Consider the following 19,818-nt stretch of genomic DNA (forward strand, 5'->3'; position numbering starts at 1 on the left):
TCGGCAATATAACGGTGAATAAAGGCATGAATAAGTTGACGCTACGGGGACAAGCCAAAGTGAATGCCCAGTGGCAGCTGTATTGCCTTGTTCATAATATTGAAAAGCTGCAAAAGACGATGCATTAAGCAGGGCAAGCCCCCTATTGCCTGAAATCCCCCCCAAACCAGCCTCAAACGCCTCATAAAAAACGCCAACTCAAGATAATCTTCATTCCAGCAGAAAAAGACTAAACAATTGAGTCAAAACAAGAACTCAGCTATGGTTTGGTGCATCATAAAAATATATTTTAAAACGAGTAATTCTACAGGCTCGTTAACTGCCTTTCAAATCTGGCATTTCTAAAGGAGTATTTATGAACATGAATGATCAAGACCTTGGGCACAAATTAAAACTTAAATATGGTACTGCACCAAATGATCCAAGTGCTAATCAGCTAGAGCTAATAAAGCGTGATATTAAGGCTTTGGTTGCTAAGGGTATAACACCAACAGAAAACGATTGGGCTGAGATTGTAAAAAGGCATTGTCCAAGTGCTGGTAGTTACGGTTACAGTGGCGCTGACACATCAGATTTGATTACATTATTACAATTGGCAACCAAAAATTAGGAGTGTTTTATGAGTTTAGATATTTTAAAAAAGGAGCTTGAAGCTGCATTATTGATCACGGACTGGTCACCCTCAACAGCTGAATTAAAAGAAATTGCAAGACGCCTCAAAGCATTTAAAGGAGAGCCTAGCAAAGCTAATATCGCTAATGTTGTTTTGGAAGTGGTTGGTTCATATGAAGCAATGGCTTTGGAAGGCGTTGATAATTCAGACTTAACAACGTTACTTTTACTTGCAACCAAAACGGCTTCAAGTGATGACTAATGAACAATCTGTTCTTCTCGCTGAAAGCGAAATTGAAGAGTTAAAACAGAAGTATATGGCTCATCTTAGTCCAGTAGTTCTTCGCCTTCATAAAGATGGTGGGGAGCCAACTCTTCAAGAATTACTTACTTGTCAGCAACTTGGGGCTCAATATTTTAATTTTGTCGAGAATTTTGTCGGTAATAGTGGCTTGCTTGGTGCACATGCCAATGGAAAATGGATTTCAGGGTTTGCTGAAACCTGTCATAGCATTTTAAGCGCTTATATTGTACATGTTAATTTTCTACGAAGTCATTCAGCTACACTTAAAGTTGCGTTAGAACAACCGAATGCTAATGCATACGCAAACATGCAAAGAATGACTAAAGAATATCTTTCTAAAGAACAGTGGCAACAATTAGAGAATTCTTTTATTGAGAGCTCTCTGCCAACAACAGGGTTCAAATTCGCAGGGGCAAATGATTTGAAAGAAACACCTAAATGGCAGCTAATAACGGGGCTAATTGTGGGGGTAGTATTCGCTTTCTTAATTCTCGTTGCCGTAATTTTTATTCCTAATCCTACATCAACACAGTTTTTTATTTTCAGGGGCGTGTTTGCAATTTCACTAGCCGCAATAGCTGCAATTATCCCAGGCTTGCTAAATGTTGAGTCTCGATTCCAAAAATTCTCAATAAAAGCAACAGGAGCAATAGCTGTATTTGTTATTGTATGGTTACTAAATCCACCTGCACTAATCGGCAGTTAACAGATAAGAATAGGTGTCGCGAAGCCGACACCTATATTCAAGTGTTGGACAAGCCCGGAGCCTCGATGAGCTCGATTCCTTCCTTATTAAGTAAATTGCTGCATTGAGTGTTAACCGCGCTTAGCCTGAGTACCTTTCTCAAGACGAGCGAGAGGGATGTAAGGGGCGATCATAATGTAAACGCTTGCCTTATCAGTTTGTTACGGCTTGCCTGTGTGTTATTTCTTTATTCGTATTCCTCTTGTTGTCGCCCTAGGCGTGGTGAAGGCCATCATCCTTATTGCGTCCTTGCGGGGTTGATTATCTCGGTCGCAGGATACCAATGCAGCGCATGCTGTGCTGGCAACACGGGCAAGTGCGCTCGGGTTTGCTCGGTGGCGCTATTCCCAGTAGCTGTTGCAACAACGGCAGTAGCAAACATTGTATTTGGTGCAAAATGGCTTTGGCGTTACCGCGTAAAAAGCCGTAATCACGGGCGCGTTGTAACCCCTTTGGTAACACGTGTTGCAACATCAACATCAAGAACGTCAATGTTGGCAGTGTGCGCTGCTTCCAGTGGTTGGTTTGCCCGTCGCGATAACGAAACGTGACGTTATCCTTGGTGATGTCAATGATGTCTTTGTCGGGCAATACACCGCGATACAAGTAGCGCGAGAGATACTTCAGCGTCGGTAAGCCTTCGCCCACGGCGCGACAATCCACTACCCATTTCGGTGGGACGTGATTGGGCAAGCTCAAGCTTGGGTGTTGATTGATGGCGTCGAGCATTCTGGCGCGCCACACTTTCGCCAGTGCAAAGGCGTTAAACAAGTAGTCTTTTTTGCCTTTGTACCAGTGTTTTTTGCTGGCGTCATAGCGGCCGCCAGCCACTAAAATGTGCAAATGCGGATGTAAGTTACGCTGTCGGCTGTGGGTGTGCAGCACCGAGGTAAAGCCGAGCTCGCCTTTGTTCTGCTTGGCGGCGAAGTCTTTAAGGATGCTGGCGGTCACCTTAAACATAATGGGATATAAATGGCGCGGATGATGGGCCGCGAGTGACCTGAGCTCATAAGGCAAGGTGAAGGTCACCATAAAATAGGTGGTGAGTAGCAGCTTACTTTGTTGTCGCCATAACCATTGGGACGCGGTGCGCTGCTGGCACTGCGGGCAAAACCGATGCCCACACGATAATGGCGTCACTTCCTGATGCGGGCAGTGACGACATTGCCATTTTGAGCTGCCTTGTTGCTCAGTTTGGCATCGTAATAAAGCATGAATGGCACGGCGTACGTCGTTGTTGAGATTGTATTGCTGGCGCAGCGCATCCTGATGCTCACGCAATATTTCAATAAAGGCGCTCATGAGTTAGCCCACATCAACACCAATTTATCAGCGAGTTGGTTCACCGCTAACACACTGTCGGCTTGTTTCACGCGGGTCAGGTGGGTGTAGCGCGCGGTGGTATTGAGACTGGCGTGACCGAGCAAGGCTTGCAGCGAGCGCAAATCCAACCCTTGCTCCAGTAAATGGGTGGCATAACAATGGCGCAGCGAATGGGGACTAATGTGTTGATGGATATTGCAATCAGCCAGTACCCGCTTGAGGGCTTTTTGCACGCTGCCTTTATCCATTGGCACATCGCTGTCGGGCCCCATTTTTGGAAACAACAAGCGAGTATGGCGATGCGTGGCCCAGTAACCACGTAGCGCCACCAAGGTGCGCTCAGGCAGTGGCACCAATCGGTCTTTGCCGCCTTCGCCATCACGCACATGCACCTGCATTGATGCGCTGTCGATATCGGATATGGTCAAATTAAGCCCTTCGCTTAACCGCAAACCCAAGGTATAGAGCACCAAAAAGAACACTTGATAACGACACTTAACCGTCATGGAAATCAGCAAACCGACTTGCGCCGAGGTCAACACATCCGGCAAGCGCTTCACCTGCGGCGGTTTAACAATGTTAAGCCACTCCCACTGCCTATCAAGGGTGTAGCGATAGAAAAACTGCAAACCATTACGGTCAATTTTCACCGTGCTCCAAGAATGGGTCGCAACCAGACTGGCAAAGTAGGTCTTTAAATCATCGGCCGTCATGGCATCAGGTGCGCGGTCAAAAAACGCAGAAAGGCGACGCACCGCACGAGAATACGCATCAATGGTTGCCGGGCGTTTGCCTTGTAAAGTTAAGTTGGTAAGATGTTGTTGGTAAAGCAATTCAAAGCGTTGTTGGTCGGTGGTATTCATGGTTTTTACTCCAGTAAGCCCCATCAAAGTGACGGGGGGTTACTTGAGTATGAAATATCAACCACACTCCGCCGCGCAGCGGCTTCGTTCAACAAGGCAATTAAACGGAACTAAAACAGTTGGTTAGGTTCCGCTTCGCTCCACATTATAACCAACAATTTTAGTCCGCTTGTTGCGGCGTTAGCTATCAAGGAGAGTTTTGTGAAATCACCATTTATCAATCATTTAATCACTAAAATCATAGAAGGAAAGTCGGAGGTAGCTTTATCCTCTAGTGCAGCTAAAGCGACTCTAAGTAAATTAGAAGAAGTTGCTGAAGCTATTAGAACATCACAAGGGGAAGATGCTAAGCAATCCGTACTTTCTTACATAGAAGTTAAAAGAGCATTGGAACAATGTATCGACTTTGTTGATAATAAATCCACACAAGTTACAGATGAAGATCATACAATTTATTATGATTTTATTTATAGTAATCTTACTAAAGCTGAAGCGATAATTGATTCTGAATTAACTCATTTAGGTCTTTGATATTTGATAGCTAATCGAGTAGCCGGAGGTATCTAGCCTCCAGCCCCCACAACACCCTGCATGCGGGTCCGCACAGGGCGTTTCACTATGGGTAGTGAAGCTTAATCCATCCATCTCTCAGCTCATAAAGTCCCTGATTCTTCGGGTAAGCATTGGATAATGCTTGTTGAATTCCGGGGGGGTCGAACTTCGCCATGGGCCTTTACTGGTGATGCCGCAAGCAACCGCAGACTGGATATGCACGCCACGGGATAACAGGTTTCTGACTTTGGTTCTCGGCTTACGCCATTGTCGCCAGTAAGCCATTCGCACTCTGCGTCTGATCCAGTGATCAAGGTCAACACAGCGCTGGTAGCAGTTGGCGATACCGAAGTAGTTGATCCAGCCCTGAAGGTATTGGCTCAGTTTGAAGAGCTGATATTTCATCGAGACTCCCCAGTTTCGGTTTGTCAGTTGCCTGACCCGCTGTTTAAATGTTGCCAGCGTTTTGTCATGCCACTGAATGTTACCCCGCTTGAATGTAAACCCGAGGAACTGACTTTCAGAGGTTTTGACTACCTTGCTTTTCGTGCTGTTCACCATTAATTTCAGCTTGTTTTGCAGGAAGTTGCTGATGCTGTGCAGCACGCGTTCACCCGCTCGTTTCGACCTGACCAGAATGGTAAAATCATCTGCATAGCGGGCGAACTGATGGCCACGTTTCTCCAGCTCTTTGTCCAGTGGGTCGAGCATAATGTTTGCCAGCAGAGGGGATAAGGGTCCGCCCTGTGGTACACCTTCCCGGGTTTCGCTATAAAACTGGTTATCGTCTTTTGCTTTACAAATGACGCCAGCTCTAAGGTAGCGACCAAGCAATTTCATCAGACGTTTGTCCTTCACTTTATAGCTAAGATGCGTCATCAGAAGGTCATGGTTCACACGGTCAAAGAATTTAGACAGATCAACATCTACCGCAAATTTACGGCCTTGTTTAATGATGCCTTGCATTTGCTTTACGGCTTGCTGCCCATTTCGGTTTGGTCTGAATCCGAAACTGTTGTTTGAGAATTCAGGATCGAATATGGGGGTAAGCACCTGGGCTATAGCCTGCTGTATCACTCTGTCGGTGACGGTCGGGATCCCCAGCAGGCGTTTGCCGCCATCGGGTTTGTCAATCTCTACGCGCCTGACAGGTGAAGGTTGATATTGCTGCGCGTTAATGGCTTCAGCAACGTCATCCCACTGGCCAGATTTAACCCAGCCGGGGAACTGTTCGATGGTCATGCCATCAACACCAGCTGCCCCTTTATTGACTCGAACATGTTGCCATGCAAGACGAAGGTTCTCGCGTTGCAGTATCTGTTCGAACAAATTGTTGCCAAAGGCTGGCTTCGTATCAGTATGCTGGCTCACGTCGCTGCCGGGCGGCATTCGTGTTTCCAAATATGACAAGGCTCCTCCTTTATTTCATCGTGTTCAGGCCTTCACCGTGTCCCCTCCATTACGGCAAGAGAGAGACATTTGGCGCTTTTATAAATGGTGCCGTCTGCTGACTTCTGCTTAATCGTTCGTGGGATTACTCCAACCAGCGCTATCGTTGTTCATCTATTCGCTCATATTGGTTGATGAGTCCAATATGCCAGGCCAGTTTAAAGCAGCGGCCAAGCTGCTAAAGAGACGATCGCATGTTAAGCAGATCTCCCCGGATAAGGACAAAAACGGGCCGGCCCTCCGGTTTCACTGCACAACTGCATCATTTACGGTGCTCCTTAAATCACATGGCTTTGTCGTCTTGTGCCAACTCGCCTCGGAGCTACGCCTCGTATGATGTTCTTATTCATCAGCTCGCAGTTTTGCTAGCGGCTTCCTCCAGACCTTTCCTCGCGGAAAAGCCCTTGCCATTCGCTAATAGTTAACGTCTAATAATCAATAAGATAGTTAGACGGTGATTTTCCTATAGAGGACTTTCACCTCATTAGTTCATGCCCATGCCGGGCGTACACAAGGCGTTTAAACGGAACTAAAACAGTGGGTTACGTTTCGCTTCGCTACACAGTATAACCCACAATTTTTGTCCGATTATTGTGGCGTTATGCATTAAGGTGTAAATATGAGTGACAAGGTTCCATGTATTGAGTGCGGTGCGCTCGTATTACCCTCCACAGCAAAGAGAACTGGTGGAGTTTGTATGCCATGCAAAAATGGCAATCGAAAAAATATTGAACGAGCTAAAGAGTATTATAAGAAAGAACGTGAGCTAGAAAAGACCTGTCCATTTAGGGCTCTTTGGCGGAATCTAGTTGATAAAGTTTACAATCATGAAGGTGGATTTACTGCTTTGTCAGAAGCTGAAAAAACTTATTATGCTGTAAATACCCTTAGTGGCGAAGTCTACAATGGTGGCTTTATTCAGTATTTTGATAATACGGCAGGAGAGCATTTTAAGTATGCCGAACTTGGTCTTGAGAGTTTATCTGCAACGCAATCCTTGATGCTATTGCGCCAAGCAAAAACGGCTCTATTTGGTTCGGCAATCGTACCCACAGATCAAGCGCAACGTTGGTCAATAATCAGAAAGAATACAGATGAACCTGATTTAGATGTTCTCGATACCGAGTTTTACAAAGATGAAGATAAATTAGGTGAAAAACTTGAGGATTTCGCTATTAAATCGTTCCTCATAAAAAATGCATAATCGGGTAGCCGGAGGTATCTAGCCTCCAGCCCCCACACCCCCCATCATGCATTCTTGATTAAGAAGGTGAGCAATGGGCGGTTCATCTTCCTACAGAGGACTCTCACCTCATTAGTTAATGCCCATGTTGGGCGTACACAAGTCATTCCAAAGGACAGAAAACAGCTGGTTTTTGCTCCTGCGTCGCTGATTTTAACTAACTATTTTATTGCCTCTGAATGAGGCTTTATGTGGCTAAGTAACATGAATTTATTCACCTGAACCGTTAGGAAATGGAATTTGATAACTGTAATCGTAAACGCAAAAGTTAAATGTGATTTTCTTAATGAATATTTAGAAGTTGCATCATTACTTACTAAAGAGTCTCGAAATAGAGCTGGTTGTGTGTCGTATGTTTTCAATCAAAGTGTTGGTAACCCATTAGAGTTTACTCTATTCGAACAATGGGAAAGTCAGGCGCACTTAGACGAACACATCAAAGCTTTAATAGATTTACTTGGTGCGCCTGATCCTGGCGGTATGCTTCCTGCAAAGTTGATTAACTTTTACGAAAGTGCAGAACCAAAGTTTTACAACTCAATCGAGTAACGCGCACATACCCCCCCCTCTGGCAGGATAGTTTTTACTACTTAAATTTTAACCAGTTGGGGCGTTAGGACTTAATTGTGCCGCGCTATAGTGAAGAACCAGGGCAAACGCATGAATGTTTTTCGAGCGTTTAGTGGTGTTTTCTTAGACGAATATCTGCCGCAAGGATGCGGTAGTTAAGCCATCATGGATGATTTCACGGCGTTTCGTATAAGAAGATTCCACTTTGTTCGCTTAGTTGATTGTATTTTGTACACTCATGCGTTCGCCCTGAGTGAAGAACGAAAGCAGCAGGTTTTCCCTCACTGTTACTGATATTTTTCATATTCCTGATATTTATCAATCTAGATCACACTTTTTTTGTTAATCTGTCGGCCTTTTTCATTCACTTGTAGCTGAGTCGCAACTTGGAAACACAAAAAAACCCGTTTGATTCTTTAATGCCGACTGAAATGGCGAAAAAAGCCGAAGAAGTTGGGATCTATAAAGCAACGAAAAACCCCTTTCAATCTTTAGTGCTGGCGATTTCTGCCGGTGTATTTATTTCCATCGCCTTTGTTTTTTACACCACGGTGACCATCGGCACAGCTGACATGGCCTACGGTATTTCTCATTTAGTGGGTGGCTTAGCGTTTAGTTTAGGGCTTATTTTAGTGGTAATTTGTGGCGGAGATTTATTTACTTCGTCAGTACTCACTACCATCGCCAGAGCCAGTGGTCGCATTAGCAGCTCACAGTTATTAAAAAACTGGGCCACTGTTTATGTTGGCAACTTAATTGGCGCGGCTTTTTTTGTACTGTTGGTTTGGTTTGCCAAACTTCACTTAGTGGCAAATGGTGCTTGGGGTGTGAATGCAATGAATATTGCCCAACACAAACTCCATCATGATTTTTCCCAAGCGATTGCGCTGGGGTTACTGTGTAACTTGCTGGTCTGCTTAGCCACTTGGATGACGTTTTCTTGTCGCAGTGCCACCGACAAAGTAGTAGTAATGTTGTTACCCGTAGCCATGTTTGTTGCGACTGGGTTTGAGCACAGTATTGCTAATATGTTTATGGTGCCAATGGGCATTATGGTTCACACCTTTGCCGATGCAGCCTTTTGGCAAAGTGTGGGGCTAGAGCCAGCGCTATATGCTGACCTAACATTAAAGCAGTTTGTGTTACATAACCTCATTCCGGTCACTATTGGCAATATATTAGGCGGCTTATTGGTAGGAATGACCTACTGGATTATCCATTTAAAACCTAAAGGTTAAATATTTCTTACACGGTTACCATAAAAAAAGCTGCACCGACGAGTGCAGCTTTTTTCAAATTAAAGGGTATCGGTTAGGTAATTACCAACCTTTTACGACACTGCCTTGAAACAATTCTTGAGCCTTGTTGTAAACGGCTTCAGACTGGAATGCCTGAATAAATTGTGCCACTCTTTCATCGTTCTTATTGTCTTCACGCGTTGCAATAATGTTCACATAAGGAGAATCTTTCTCCTCAACAAACAAACCATCACGTGTCGGTAGCAAGTCAATTGATGAAGCATAAGTGGTATTAATGACCGCTAGCGACACATCATCTAATGAACGAGGAAGTTGCGCCGCTTCTAGTTCAATGAGTTCGAAGTTTTTCGGGTTGTCAACAATATCCATAATACTGGCATTTAGACCTGCATCTGCTTTTAAGGTAAATAAACCTTGTTTTTCTAACAAAATCAACGAACGGCCTTGGTTAGTCGGATCATTAGGCACTGCAATTTTAGCGCCTTCTTCTAATTCATTGACGTTTTTAATAGTTTTAGAAAAGCCTGCGATTGGGTAAACAAAAGTGTTCGCCACATTCACTATCTTTAAGCCACGGTCTTTAACCATAGTGTCAAGATATGGTTGATGCTGAAATGCATTGGCGTCAATACTGCCGTCAGACAAGGCAATATTTGGCGTTACGTAATCAGTAAAAGTCACCACTTCAACATTGAGGTTAAATTTCTCTAGTGCAATTCTTTTTGCTTCTTCGACTAATTGCGCTTCAGAGCCAGCAATCGCACCGACTTTTAGGGTTTGTACTTGCGCCACTGGCGCCTCAGCAGGCGCTTGCTCAGTTGCGGTTTTATCACCACAACCTGTTAATAATAACGCGGCTGCCACAGCAGACGAGCCAAACCAGTGTTTTAACGTTAGCTTCATTTTGATTTCCATTATCTATGGTCGACTTTATTCACTAGGTAATCACCTAGCATTTGTATCACCTGCACTAATGCAATCAGCACAATGACGGTAATAATGAGTATTTGCGGCTCAAAACGGTGAAAGCCGTAACGGATCCCGACATCACCTAAACCACCACCCCCCACTGCGCCAGCCATGGCAGAGTAGTTCACTAAGGTAACCAAAGTGATGGTGATACTGTTAATAATGCCCGGCAGTGCCTCAGGCAAACAGACTTTGCAAATAATTTGTAACGGCGTGGCGCCCATCGCATTGGCTGCTTCAACTAAGCCTGACGGCACCTCCATGAGTGCGCCTTCAATTAAGCGTGCAACAAAAGGAATAGCGGCAATGGTCAGTGGCACGGTTGCGGCCAAGGTACCAATTGAGCTGCCAACAATAATGCGAGTAAGTGGAATAATAGCCACTAATAGAATAATAAAAGGCACCGAGCGACCAATATTAACGGAAATGCCCAATATGTGGTTAAGGGTTGGATTAGCCCAAAGCTCACCCGCCTTGGTGTTATGTAATAACACGCCAAGAGGGATGCCAAATAAACAGCTAATTAGGCCCGATAGACCAACCATCATCAGGGTTTCGCCAAAGGCCTGTGTTAATAACGAAATCATGGCTTCAGACATTACCCAGCACCTCGAGATAATAATTACAGTGAACGTTTAGTGTTGTTATTTTGCCGCAACATGGCATTGAAAGACTCGCTCGCTTAGACATAGCCCAACACCTCTACGCTAAGATGATGCTCGATCAAAAACTGAATGGCTAAATCAGTTTGCTCTGATTCGCCAAACAACTCTGCAAGCATGTAGCCAAATTTAACCCCACCCGCGTAGTCCATGTTGGCACTGAGGATGCTCACGTCGACATGGTATTTACGACTTAACTCAGAGATTAAAGGCGCGTCAACACTGGCTCCCGAAAAACCAAGCCGAACTAAAGGAAACGTGCTCGGTTTAGGTTCGCTTGAAAGGCGCATTTGATATTCATGGGGGATCTCGATATGTATCGTTGCCGCGATGAAGCGTTTTGCCAACTCTGTTTTCGGGTGTGAGAAAAAGTCCGCCACGCTGTTTTTTTCAATGAGCTCGCCGCGATCGATAATAGCCACTTGATCACAAATGCTCTTAATCACTTCCATTTCATGGGTGATCATCAATATGGTGATTTGTAATTTGTGGTTAATGTCTTTCAGTAAATTTAAGATAGACTTTGTGGTTTCGGGATCGAGTGCCGATGTCGCTTCATCACACAATAGCACCTTAGGCGATGTCGCCAAAGCGCGTGCTATCGCTACACGTTGTTTTTGTCCACCACTTAGTTGAGCTGGGTACACATTCGCTTTGTCATCCAAACCAACTAACGTTAACAATTCAGCCACGCGCTGCTTGATAGCCGCGCCATCATAACGCTCAAACTCTAACGGTAAGGCAATATTCTCGGCAACTGTTCGTGACGACAATAAGTTAAAGTGCTGAAAAATCATGCCGATTTTTCTTCGCGCTTGACCCAATTCTTGTTTGTTTAGCGCGGTTAATTCCGTGCCGTCCAAAATAACTTTGCCTGAATCAGGGCGCTCTAGTAGGTTCACACATCGGATCAAGGTACTTTTACCCGCACCTGATGCCCCTATCACACCAAAAATTTGGCCCGCTTCGATGTTAAGATTGACATGATTGAGAGCAACAACTTGTTGTTCTCCTTTGCCAAATATCTTATTTAGATTTTCCAGTTGGATCATAGTGTTGATAATGTCCCGAGTACAGACTAAGTACAAAAGCAGAGATATTCGCTGTTAAAGTTAAACCAGCAAGTTATTAGCCCTAAGTTTAACCTAAATCAACGGGAGATGATGCTAAAAATTATAACAGATTAAGTCAATATATTAATAAAGACTAACAAACAAGATATTGCGAGAGGTAGGTAGCAGAATTGATTAAATTTCTGCTACCAGACAGTATTAGCATTCGTTGAGAAAGGGCGCTTGTTGACCGAGTAATTCAGCAACCTCTTCAGCAAGTAAAGGTTTAGCAAAATAGTAACCTTGAATGGTAGTACAGCCTAAATGAACCACTTGATCTAATTCCAATTTACGCTCTACCCCTTCGGCCACCACATTAAGGCCCAAGTTTTTTGCTAATTCGATAATGGCACGCGTAATAATCTGTTGATCAGGTTTTTGATCAATCTGGTCAACAAATGAGCGGTCTATTTTTAGCTTACTAATGGGAAAGCGCGACAGATAAGCCAGGTTGGAATAACCGGTTCCAAAATCGTCAACACTCAAACTTAAGCCAAGTTGACGTAACTGCTTTAATGTTTCATATAATTTAACCTCATCTTTCATCAAGATGCTTTCCGTTAGCTCAAGCTCAATTAATTCCCCTGGCACATTGGAATGACTAAGCCGCATCGCAATATCTTTAACGAGATCGTGTTGATGAAACTGTAAACCGGAGACATTGATAGAAACGGGCACACAGGGTAAACCTAATGCTAGCCATTTGGCCTGCTGAGCTAAAGCGGCCTCAAGTACAAATTTACCAATATCAGAAATTAGGCCCGATTGCTCGGCAAAAGGAATAAAATCAGCGGGGCTTATCTCTCCACGCTCAGGGTCTTGCCAGCGGATTAAAGCTTCCATTCCTAACATGGTGCCATTTATGCCATTGACCATGGGTTGATAACGTAGAAATAGTTGCTTCTCTTCAATCGCTTGACGTAATCGTTTATCCATCGAAATTTGCTGTAGTGCAAGGCCGGCAAATTGCTCGGAAAACAACTGATAGCGTTTGCGCCCTGCTAACTTCGCTTGGTACATCGCGATGTCAGCATTTTTAACCAGCTCCCAGCACTCCGAACCATGTTGTGGATAAAGGCTGATCCCCATCGTCACAGCTAAATCAAACTCAAATGATTCAATTTCACAGCGCTGGCAAACACTTTTCATTATGGCCTTAGACCAAAGCTGGATTTGCTCGCTGTTGGCTAAACCTTGGGCAATAAGCACAAACTCATCGCCACTTAAGCGGTATATTTGGGTATTAGCTGGTGCGCATTGCTGTAATCGCTTTGCGGTAGCGATAAGTGCTTTGTCACCTGCCGCATGTCCCATCGAATCATTGATTAACTTAAAGTTATCCATATCCAAAAAGGCAACCAATAAATTAGCCGGCGCACAGGCCAGTAACTTTGTCAGGTCTTGTTCTAATGAATAGCGATTAGCCAGCCCTGTTAACGAATCAAAATGAGCCAAGTGCGCTAGCTTTTCTTGGGCTTTTTTACGCTCACTAATATCTCTTGCTGTACCGGCGGTACCAACAACTTTGCTGGCCTTAACGACCGGCACTTTGATGAGTTCAATCCAAGATTGCGAGCCATCAACTGCAGTGGCAAAAAACTCTTGTCTAAGTTGTTGCCCCGTCTCCATTACTTGTAAGTCGTCTTGTCGGTATTGTTCCGCATCGGCAGGATGAGAGAGGTCAAAATCTGTTTTACCAATCAGGGTTTCATAATTGACACCAAATGCTTTTTCAAACTGTGCATTCACTGTTAGAAAGCGCCCTTTAGTGTCTTTTACCCAAGCTAAATCGGGCAAACTATTCAGCAATGTTTGGTATTTTTGTGTCCGATCAGACAAAGCCGCCACATCAATATGCAAACGACGATTCGCTCGCTCTAATTGCACCTTATTTTTATGTAATTCAGTAATGGTGTGGTTTAGGGTTTTCAGGTTGAAATAAACGACTAACAGCAAATTGAGGAAAATAGAATAAACAACCAAATTCAATAGACTGATTTCATTAGGGAAAAAATAAAACACTAAGATATCAACTAAAACCGTGAGAGAGAATGAAACAATCAAATATTGGCGGCTAATACTAGGTGGTTGACTATCTAGCTTATCATTCATGCAATTATACACCTCTTACTTCTTAGGTCTTGAGCATACACCGCTCCAACTTAACTAGAATACAGAGTTAGATATTAATAATCACATCATTTACAAATCAATAGGCTAAAATAAAACACGGTTAGCAAAATGCCTATGCCAGTTTCAAGATTAATCAGCAAAACTTGCAACTACAAAATTCTATGCTAAAGGTGCTACATTTTATACGCCAAAGTGCGACCGCTTAATGCAAGTCATCACTACCAAAATATCGATCTTTAATTTCAGTAAATTCGGGTTCTGTCATTAGCTCGGTCAATGCTTGCTCTATCTTCGATGACAGGTAGCGATGGTTAGATAATTTCGAGAAGCCAATATAGAGCGCCACATCTTGCTTGGGTTGATAAGCCGCTCTCGATAACTGCTGCCAAAGGCCTCTTTTATTTATCTCGTATTCCACTTGGCAGTCAGTGCCAATAAACGCTTCTAAATGTCCTTTTTTAGCCATTCTAAGCAGTTGAATTTCGGTTGGAACACCATGTTTTACCATTGCATCATCAGAATCAAAGGGCTCAAAGTAGGCAGAATCTAATACATAACCAATGCGGTAAAAATACAAATCTTGGTAGCTATTAATGGGCTTAGGAATGTCTTTTTGCGTGTAAAAAGCGGGCCGACAATGATAGTAACTAGGAGAAAGATATTGGATAAATTGTTCACGTTCAGGCGTTTTAGCCAACCCTACCATCATATCTACTTGACCGATCTCCATATGACTTAAGGCTCTGGCCCAAGGATAACGTTTAATATTGAATTGGAGCCCCGTTTTCGCGCTTAAAGCTTGCAATAAATCGATGTCAAACCCTATAAAGGCGGCCTTATTATCGGTACTGATACGAAACGGAGGCCATTCATCTGTCGCTACAATAATAGCCGAAGAAGGCGTTACAGTTGGAGAGTTAGGCATATCAGGGCTTGCTCTTATTTCCTCCGGCAGGAATACCAGCGTAAAAAAGATGACGATGAAAAGAGTCTCTTTCATAGCTAACCTCAACAATAAAAAGCAAATTCTAGATCCTTTGTGATTATAGATGAGTTTATTAACCGAAGCTGAATAGTCACCAACTAGGAATGAAAATCATTAAGCAAAACCAAATCAAAAACTTATATTTTCATTAACACTAGCCCCGCCGCTGTATGACAACTGGCATCACAAAATAGTCTCAAAATTAATTTTTTGATAATTGCAATTAACCTGTTTACTTTGTCTTTAGCTGTGTTAATATCGTCCACGGCCTGTCAGACAGACCTTTGTTTATATGTAATACTACAATGTTATGCTTTAGAAACCTTCGTTCCATCTGTTAATCAGTTAGATTCATGAAGACTTTCCTTACATAGTTTTTGCAACACATAAATAATTCTTTTCTGGCTACTACAACGCATTTTATGCGAATTATTTTTGAAAAGTTAGGAGACAAACATGTCTAAATCAACTGGTATCGTTAAATGGTTCAACGAAGATAAAGGTTTCGGTTTTATCACTCAAGATAACGGCGGCGCTGACGTATTCGTACATTTCCGTGCAATCGCTTCTGAAGGCTTCAAAACGCTAGCTGAAGGTCAAAAAGTTTCTTTTGACCTAGAGCAAGGCCAAAAAGGTCCTCAAGCTGCTAACGTAACTACTCTTTAATTTAAGAGCATTTACTTAGTAAAAAAGCTGACTTAGGTCAGCTTTTTTTGTTTTTGTACTTTTTCAACAACCTTTATCACTCCCTATCCCTACCATTCTTAAATCCTCCTTACTAACTGTAGTGCTTTATTTAAGTAACCTAGACTGGCTCGCTCACCACCGTAAAAGAGACGACAGCTTTAAACAGGGATGATGTGGCTCTATTTCATCTTTAGTCATAAAAAAACGGCTGATGCCAACACACCAACCGCTTTGCTGAGCAAATAAAACCTTATGAGAACTGATTCATCGTATTATTGTGTCCCGATGCTTTCAGCGCCTGATTGCCAGAAAAATACTCTTTATGGTCATCGCCAATATTAGAGCCAGACATATCTTGGTGTTTAACCGAGGCTAAACTTTGTCTGATTTCTTGGCGTTGCACCCCTTCCACATATGCCAACATGCCTTGCGTGCCAAAGTAGTCTTTTGCAAGGTTATCAGTGGATAACGCGGCCGTATGATACGTAGGCAAGGTAATCAAGTGGTGGAAAATACCCGCTTGTTTAGATGCATCTTGCTGGAAGCAACGAATTTTCTCATCAGCAACTTGCGCTAACTCACTATCGTCATACTGCTGACTCATTAAGTTTTCACGGTGATAGCTGCTGAGATCTCGACCTTGCTCTTGCCAAGCATCAAACACTTGCTGTCTAAAGTTAAGTGTCCAGTTGAATGAAGGACTGTTGTTGTATACCAGCTTAGCATTAGGCACGACCTCTCTAATGCGGTTAACCATACCGGCGATTTGCTCAACATGAGGCTTCTCTGTTTCAATCCACAGTAAATCAGCGCCATTTTGTAACGAGGTAATGCAATCTAGCACCACCCGATCTTCACCCGTATTGACTTTGAATTTCACGAGGCCATTGGGTAAGCGAGTTGGCTTTATTAGCTTATCCCCCTGACGGATAACCATATCACCGGTGGCTAAACTAGCGACATCGGTCACCTCTTCGCCGTCAATAAACGCATTGTATTGATCGGCCAAGTCGCCAGCGAATTGGGATACCGGAATTTTTTGTGTTAAACCCGCGCCTAATGAATCTGTGCGCGCCACGATGATGCCATTTTCAATACCTAGCTCCATAAAGGCGTAACGCACCGCATTAATTTTGGCTAAAAAGTCTTCATGGGGCACGGTCACCTTACCGTCTTGATGACCACACTGCTTAGCATCTGACACTTGGTTCTCTATTTGAATACAACAAGCCCCTGCCTCGATCATTTTCTTCGCCAATAGATAAGTGGCTTCTTCGTTGCCAAAACCAGCATCAATGTCAGCAATAATCGGCACAACATGTGTTTCAAATTCATCAATGCGTTTTTGCACAGCCCGCTCTTTGACATGGTCGCCTTCTTGTCTAGCGCCATCTAACTCTTTGAATAAATGATTCAACTCGCGAGCATCAGCCTGCTTTAGAAAAGTATATAACTCTTCTATTAACGCTGGCACCGAGGTTTTTTCGTGCATCGATTGGTCCGGCAATGGACCAAACTCAGAACGCATCGCTGCGACCATCCAGCCTGATAGATACAAATATCGGCCTTTAGTGGTACCAAAATGTTTCTTAACCGAGATCATTTTTTGTTGGCCAATAAAGCCGTGCCAACAACCCAATGATTGTGTGTATTGGCTCGCATCATCGTCATAGCCTTGCATATCACGGCGCATGATATCTGCGGTGTATTGCGCGATATCCAACCCGGTTTTAAAGCGATTTTGTAATCGCATTCTCACGACAAACTCAGGGTTAATTGCGCGCCATGTATCACCTTGTTGCGCTAAAAAATTGCTGGCATGAGTCATTTCCGTTGTATAAGTCATCATATTTTGCCTCTTTTATCCTATGGTTTGTACGCTGGCCATGGCGAAATTAATAAGCCATGTGCAAGCGGGTTGTATCTCACTTATTTTGTGACTGTGCGCCAACTTTCGGTGTAGATCTTTTTAGCTCGCTCACTGAGCTCTACTCAGCGAGCGCATTACCTTTAAACAACATCACCCTATGCCGCTATCCAGCTTGTTTCGCGAGTTGTCGATATTGATGTAACAGTGGCTCGGTATAGCCACTTGGTTGTTGCTCCCCTTCAAATATCAGTGCTCTAGCGGCTTTAAAAGCCAAGCTTTGCTCAGAGTTTGGGCTCATGTTACGGTAACCCGCTAACCCCGCGTTTTGCTGGTCTACCTGCTGCGCCATACGATCCATTACAGCTTCCACTTGTTGTGGAGTGCAAACCCCGTGCTTTAACCAATTCGCAATGTGCTGACTAGAAATACGTAAGGTTGCCCTGTCTTCCATTAAGCCTATGTTGTTAATGTCTGGTACTTTTGAGCAACCAACCCCCATCTCAACCCAGCGCACTACGTAACCTAAAATGCCTTGGATATTGTTAGCCAACTCATTTTCAATCTGCTCATTGGTCAGTTTTTCCGGCGCGGCCATCAGTGGCACAGTTAACACTTTAGATAATGGGGTGGCAGCTCTGCCTTTAAGTTGTTGCTGCACGTCATTCACATTCACTTGGTGATAGTGCAATGCATGTAATACCGCCGCAGTAGGTGAAGGAACCCAAGCCGTACTGGCACCTGAGCGTGGATGCTCGATTTTTGCTGTTAGCATGGAGGCCATTTCATCTGGCATAGCCCACATGCCTTTGCCGATTTGTGCTCTGCCTGGAAAGCCACAGGTTAAGCCCGCATCAACATTGGCGTTTTCATATGCTTGGATCCAAACCTGTTGTTTAATCTCATTTTTCGGTAGGAAAGGGCCTGCCTCCATACTGGTATGAATTTCATCACCGGTGCGATCTAAAAATCCCGTATTGATAAAAAACACCCGCTCTTTTGCTTCATAGATACACGCTTTAAGATTAACCGTCGTGCGGCGCTCTTCATCCATGATGCCTAATTTGATGGTATTGCGCGCCAGACCTAACATGTCTTCAACGCGGCCAAACAAACGGCAAGTGAATGCCACTTCTTCAGGGCCATGCATTTTCGGTTTAACAATGTAGATACTGCCTGTGCGGCTATTATGAATATCGCGTTTGCTCATATCCATATCGTGAGTGTGTTGTAAATCAAGCATGCCAATCATGCTGGTTACCACGGCATCAATGATACCTTCAGGGGCAAAGTTACCTTGGGCATCTTGCATCAGCTCGGTATCCATTAAATGGCCGACATTGCGAACCAACAGCAATGAGCGACCATGTAAACGGTATTCATCACCATTTTTACAATTAAAAATCTTGTCGGGATTTAAATGCCGCTCCATGGTATGACCATTTTTGTCGAATTCGGCGGTTAGATTCCCTTGGATCAACCCCATCCAATTGCGATAAGCAGCAATCTTATCGCTGGCATCTACTGCGGCAATCGAGTCTTCGAGGTCCATTATGGTACTAAGGGCCGCTTCCACTTTAATATCATCAATGCCTGATAAATCGTGTTGACCAATAAAACCTTGTCTATCAATCACAACCTCTATGTGCAAACCATTATTTTTCAGCACAATAGAGCTGGGATCGGCTTTTGAATTAGCGAAAGCAACAAACTGACAAGGCGAAACTAATCCAGACTCTGAGCCATCAGGAAAGTAAGCTAACAGATGCTGGAAATACACCGTATAACTGGCCACATCATGGTGTGAGCCTTTTTCTAGAGGACACACTTGATCGAGAAAGTCTTTGGCAAAATCAATTACATGCTTACCGCGAGCGGGATTATATTTACGACAAGGTGCGAGCCCTGAATCAGATGGGATAGCATCGCTGCCATAAAGTGCATCATATAAACTACCCCAACGTGCATTCGCGGCATTGAGTGCAAAACGCGCATTCATTACGGGAACCACTAACTGCGGGCCCGCTAACTCAGCAATCTCTTGGTCAACGTTTTCCGTTGTGATAGTAAAAGGCGCAGGCTCATCCACTAAGTAATTAATTTCACGAAGAAAGGCTTGATAACTTTCCATGTCAAATTGAGGATTCGCAAGGTGCCATTGATCAATTTGGTCTTGTAACTGTTGACGCGTTCTTAGCAAGGCACGGTTTTCAGGGGCAAGATCCTCGACTAACGCCGTTAAGTCATGCCAAAACGTTGCTGAATTTAAACCCGTAAGGGGGAGAACTTCTTCGTTAATAAAGCGATAGAAGCCCTGATTGATTTCACATTCTTTCTTAAGCGCTTGGTTCATGGCCTCTTCCTCTTAATACATACAGGCAATTAATGGTTAAAGTGTGAGCAAGGTTTGGTGTTTATTTGTTCACTGATTGGAAGTGTAGAGGAAGGCTGGCTAAAATTTCACAATAGAAATTTCACAGTGT

The 19,818-nt window shown here is 43.8% G+C and carries 19 protein-coding genes; 9 read left to right on the forward strand and 10 right to left on the reverse strand.

Annotation, left to right across the window (positions count from 1 at the left end; all coding sequences use genetic code 11):
• From K6Y31_RS10850 to K6Y31_RS10865, 4 genes are all read left to right on the forward strand, one after another.
• Positions 1–128, forward strand: a 128-nt coding sequence (locus K6Y31_RS10850) for a transposase (protein WP_427901897.1), incomplete at its 5' end; no start/stop codon positions are given.
• A gap of 227 nt (positions 129–355) precedes the next feature.
• Positions 356–610, forward strand: coding sequence for a hypothetical protein (locus K6Y31_RS10855; RefSeq protein WP_017096922.1), 255 nt, complete (start codon positions 356–358; stop codon positions 608–610).
• 9 nt (positions 611–619) lie between these two features.
• The gene (locus K6Y31_RS10860) at positions 620–874 is read left to right on the forward strand and encodes a hypothetical protein (protein WP_233052802.1); all 255 of its coding nucleotides are present in this window, start codon (positions 620–622) and stop codon (positions 872–874) included.
• Positions 867–1,622 carry a hypothetical protein gene (locus tag K6Y31_RS10865; protein WP_108194403.1) on the forward strand — a complete coding sequence of 252 codons (756 nt, stop codon included), beginning with the start codon at positions 867–869 and terminating at the stop codon, positions 1,620–1,622. The genes K6Y31_RS10860 and K6Y31_RS10865 overlap by 8 nt, the downstream gene beginning before the upstream one ends.
• 300 nt (positions 1,623–1,922) lie before the next feature.
• Here the strand turns inward: K6Y31_RS10865 and K6Y31_RS10870 are convergent, their stop codons facing one another.
• Together K6Y31_RS10870 and K6Y31_RS10875 are read right to left on the reverse strand one after the other, a co-directional pair.
• Complete coding sequence (locus K6Y31_RS10870; protein ID WP_233052803.1) at positions 1,923–2,963, reverse strand: IS91 family transposase; 1,041 nt, start codon at positions 2,961–2,963, stop codon at positions 1,923–1,925.
• On the reverse strand, positions 2,960–3,847 hold the full coding sequence (locus K6Y31_RS10875) for a site-specific integrase (RefSeq protein ID WP_233052804.1): 888 nt from the start codon (positions 3,845–3,847) through the stop codon (positions 2,960–2,962). The genes K6Y31_RS10870 and K6Y31_RS10875 overlap by 4 nt, the downstream gene beginning before the upstream one ends.
• Before the next feature lie 201 nt (positions 3,848–4,048).
• On the opposite strand from K6Y31_RS10875, the gene K6Y31_RS10880 reads away from it, so the two are divergent.
• The gene (locus K6Y31_RS10880; RefSeq protein WP_233052805.1) at positions 4,049–4,378 is read left to right on the forward strand and encodes a hypothetical protein; all 330 of its coding nucleotides are present in this window, start codon (positions 4,049–4,051) and stop codon (positions 4,376–4,378) included.
• 117 nt (positions 4,379–4,495) lie between these two features.
• Here K6Y31_RS10880 and ltrA read toward each other — a convergent pair whose 3' ends face one another.
• Entirely contained in the window at positions 4,496–5,809 is a 1,314-nt protein-coding gene (gene ltrA / locus K6Y31_RS10885; protein ID WP_233052806.1) for a group II intron reverse transcriptase/maturase, read from the reverse strand.
• A 658-nt stretch (positions 5,810–6,467) separates the two neighbouring features.
• Between ltrA and K6Y31_RS10890 the strand changes: the two genes are divergently transcribed.
• The 3 genes from K6Y31_RS10890 (at position 6,468) to focA (ending at position 8,899) form a co-directional block, all read left to right on the forward strand.
• Complete coding sequence (locus tag K6Y31_RS10890) at positions 6,468–7,052, forward strand: DMP19 family protein (RefSeq protein ID WP_233052807.1); 585 nt, start codon at positions 6,468–6,470, stop codon at positions 7,050–7,052.
• A gap of 279 nt (positions 7,053–7,331) precedes the next feature.
• Positions 7,332–7,640 carry a putative quinol monooxygenase gene (locus tag K6Y31_RS10895; RefSeq protein ID WP_233052808.1) on the forward strand — a complete coding sequence of 103 codons (309 nt, stop codon included), beginning with the start codon at positions 7,332–7,334 and terminating at the stop codon, positions 7,638–7,640.
• A gap of 407 nt (positions 7,641–8,047) precedes the next feature.
• A complete protein-coding gene (gene focA / locus K6Y31_RS10900) occupies positions 8,048–8,899 on the forward strand; it encodes a formate transporter FocA (protein ID WP_233052809.1) in 852 nt (283 codons plus the stop codon).
• 81 nt (positions 8,900–8,980) lie between these two features.
• On the opposite strand, the gene metQ is transcribed toward focA, so the two are convergent.
• From metQ to K6Y31_RS10925, 5 genes are all read right to left on the reverse strand, one after another.
• Positions 8,981–9,823, reverse strand: coding sequence for a methionine ABC transporter substrate-binding lipoprotein MetQ (metQ, locus tag K6Y31_RS10905; RefSeq protein ID WP_233052810.1), 843 nt, complete (start codon positions 9,821–9,823; stop codon positions 8,981–8,983).
• A gap of 11 nt (positions 9,824–9,834) precedes the next feature.
• The gene (locus tag K6Y31_RS10910; RefSeq protein ID WP_233052811.1) at positions 9,835–10,488 is read right to left on the reverse strand and encodes a methionine ABC transporter permease; all 654 of its coding nucleotides are present in this window, start codon (positions 10,486–10,488) and stop codon (positions 9,835–9,837) included.
• A gap of 83 nt (positions 10,489–10,571) precedes the next feature.
• Positions 10,572–11,603: a methionine ABC transporter ATP-binding protein MetN gene (gene metN, locus K6Y31_RS10915; RefSeq protein WP_233052812.1), complete on the reverse strand. Its 1,032-nt coding sequence runs from the start codon at positions 11,601–11,603 to the stop codon at positions 10,572–10,574.
• A 219-nt stretch (positions 11,604–11,822) separates the two neighbouring features.
• Complete coding sequence (locus K6Y31_RS10920; RefSeq protein WP_233052813.1) at positions 11,823–13,775, reverse strand: GGDEF and EAL domain-containing protein; 1,953 nt, start codon at positions 13,773–13,775, stop codon at positions 11,823–11,825.
• A gap of 223 nt (positions 13,776–13,998) precedes the next feature.
• Complete coding sequence (locus K6Y31_RS10925; RefSeq protein WP_233052814.1) at positions 13,999–14,796, reverse strand: substrate-binding periplasmic protein; 798 nt, start codon at positions 14,794–14,796, stop codon at positions 13,999–14,001.
• Positions 14,797–15,237: 441 nt separating this feature from the next.
• Between K6Y31_RS10925 and cspE the strand changes: the two genes are divergently transcribed.
• Complete coding sequence (cspE, locus tag K6Y31_RS10930) at positions 15,238–15,447, forward strand: transcription antiterminator/RNA stability regulator CspE (RefSeq protein WP_232801980.1); 210 nt, start codon at positions 15,238–15,240, stop codon at positions 15,445–15,447.
• A 271-nt stretch (positions 15,448–15,718) separates the two neighbouring features.
• On the opposite strand, the gene K6Y31_RS10935 is transcribed toward cspE, so the two are convergent.
• Together K6Y31_RS10935 and K6Y31_RS10940 are read right to left on the reverse strand one after the other, a co-directional pair.
• The gene (locus tag K6Y31_RS10935) at positions 15,719–17,314 is read right to left on the reverse strand and encodes an isocitrate lyase (RefSeq protein ID WP_233052940.1); all 1,596 of its coding nucleotides are present in this window, start codon (positions 17,312–17,314) and stop codon (positions 15,719–15,721) included.
• A 187-nt stretch (positions 17,315–17,501) separates the two neighbouring features.
• Complete coding sequence (locus tag K6Y31_RS10940; RefSeq protein ID WP_233052815.1) at positions 17,502–19,688, reverse strand: malate synthase G; 2,187 nt, start codon at positions 19,686–19,688, stop codon at positions 17,502–17,504.
• Positions 19,689–19,818 lie beyond the last annotated feature (130 nt).

This window comes from Motilimonas cestriensis, from assembly GCF_021295315.1.
GTDB lineage: Bacteria > Pseudomonadota > Gammaproteobacteria > Enterobacterales > CBDFNC01 > Motilimonas > Motilimonas cestriensis.

Bases quoted from the DNA above. Each gene is read 5' to 3' on its own strand.
- K6Y31_RS10940 (WP_233052815.1), bottom strand. From the start codon at position 19,688: ATGAACCAAGCGCTTAAGAAAGAATGTGAAATCAATCAGGGCTTCTAT.
- K6Y31_RS10870 (WP_233052803.1), bottom strand. From the start codon at position 2,963: ATGAGCGCCTTTATTGAAATATTGCGTGAGCATCAGGATGCGCTGCGC.
- K6Y31_RS10865 (WP_108194403.1), top strand. From the start codon at position 867: ATGACTAATGAACAATCTGTTCTTCTCGCTGAAAGCGAAATTGAAGAG.
- K6Y31_RS10855 (WP_017096922.1), top strand. From the start codon at position 356: ATGAACATGAATGATCAAGACCTTGGGCACAAATTAAAACTTAAATAT.
- K6Y31_RS10875 (WP_233052804.1), bottom strand. From the start codon at position 3,847: ATGAATACCACCGACCAACAACGCTTTGAATTGCTTTACCAACAACAT.
- K6Y31_RS10890 (WP_233052807.1), top strand. From the start codon at position 6,468: ATGAGTGACAAGGTTCCATGTATTGAGTGCGGTGCGCTCGTATTACCC.
- K6Y31_RS10920 (WP_233052813.1), bottom strand. From the start codon at position 13,775: ATGAATGATAAGCTAGATAGTCAACCACCTAGTATTAGCCGCCAATAT.
- metQ (WP_233052810.1), bottom strand. From the start codon at position 9,823: ATGAAGCTAACGTTAAAACACTGGTTTGGCTCGTCTGCTGTGGCAGCC.
- K6Y31_RS10935 (WP_233052940.1), bottom strand. From the start codon at position 17,314: ATGACTTATACAACGGAAATGACTCATGCCAGCAATTTTTTAGCGCAA.
- K6Y31_RS10925 (WP_233052814.1), bottom strand. From the start codon at position 14,796: ATGAAAGAGACTCTTTTCATCGTCATCTTTTTTACGCTGGTATTCCTG.
- K6Y31_RS10860 (WP_233052802.1), top strand. From the start codon at position 620: ATGAGTTTAGATATTTTAAAAAAGGAGCTTGAAGCTGCATTATTGATC.
- metN (WP_233052812.1), bottom strand. From the start codon at position 11,603: ATGATCCAACTGGAAAATCTAAATAAGATATTTGGCAAAGGAGAACAA.
- cspE (WP_232801980.1), top strand. From the start codon at position 15,238: ATGTCTAAATCAACTGGTATCGTTAAATGGTTCAACGAAGATAAAGGT.
- K6Y31_RS10910 (WP_233052811.1), bottom strand. From the start codon at position 10,488: ATGTCTGAAGCCATGATTTCGTTATTAACACAGGCCTTTGGCGAAACC.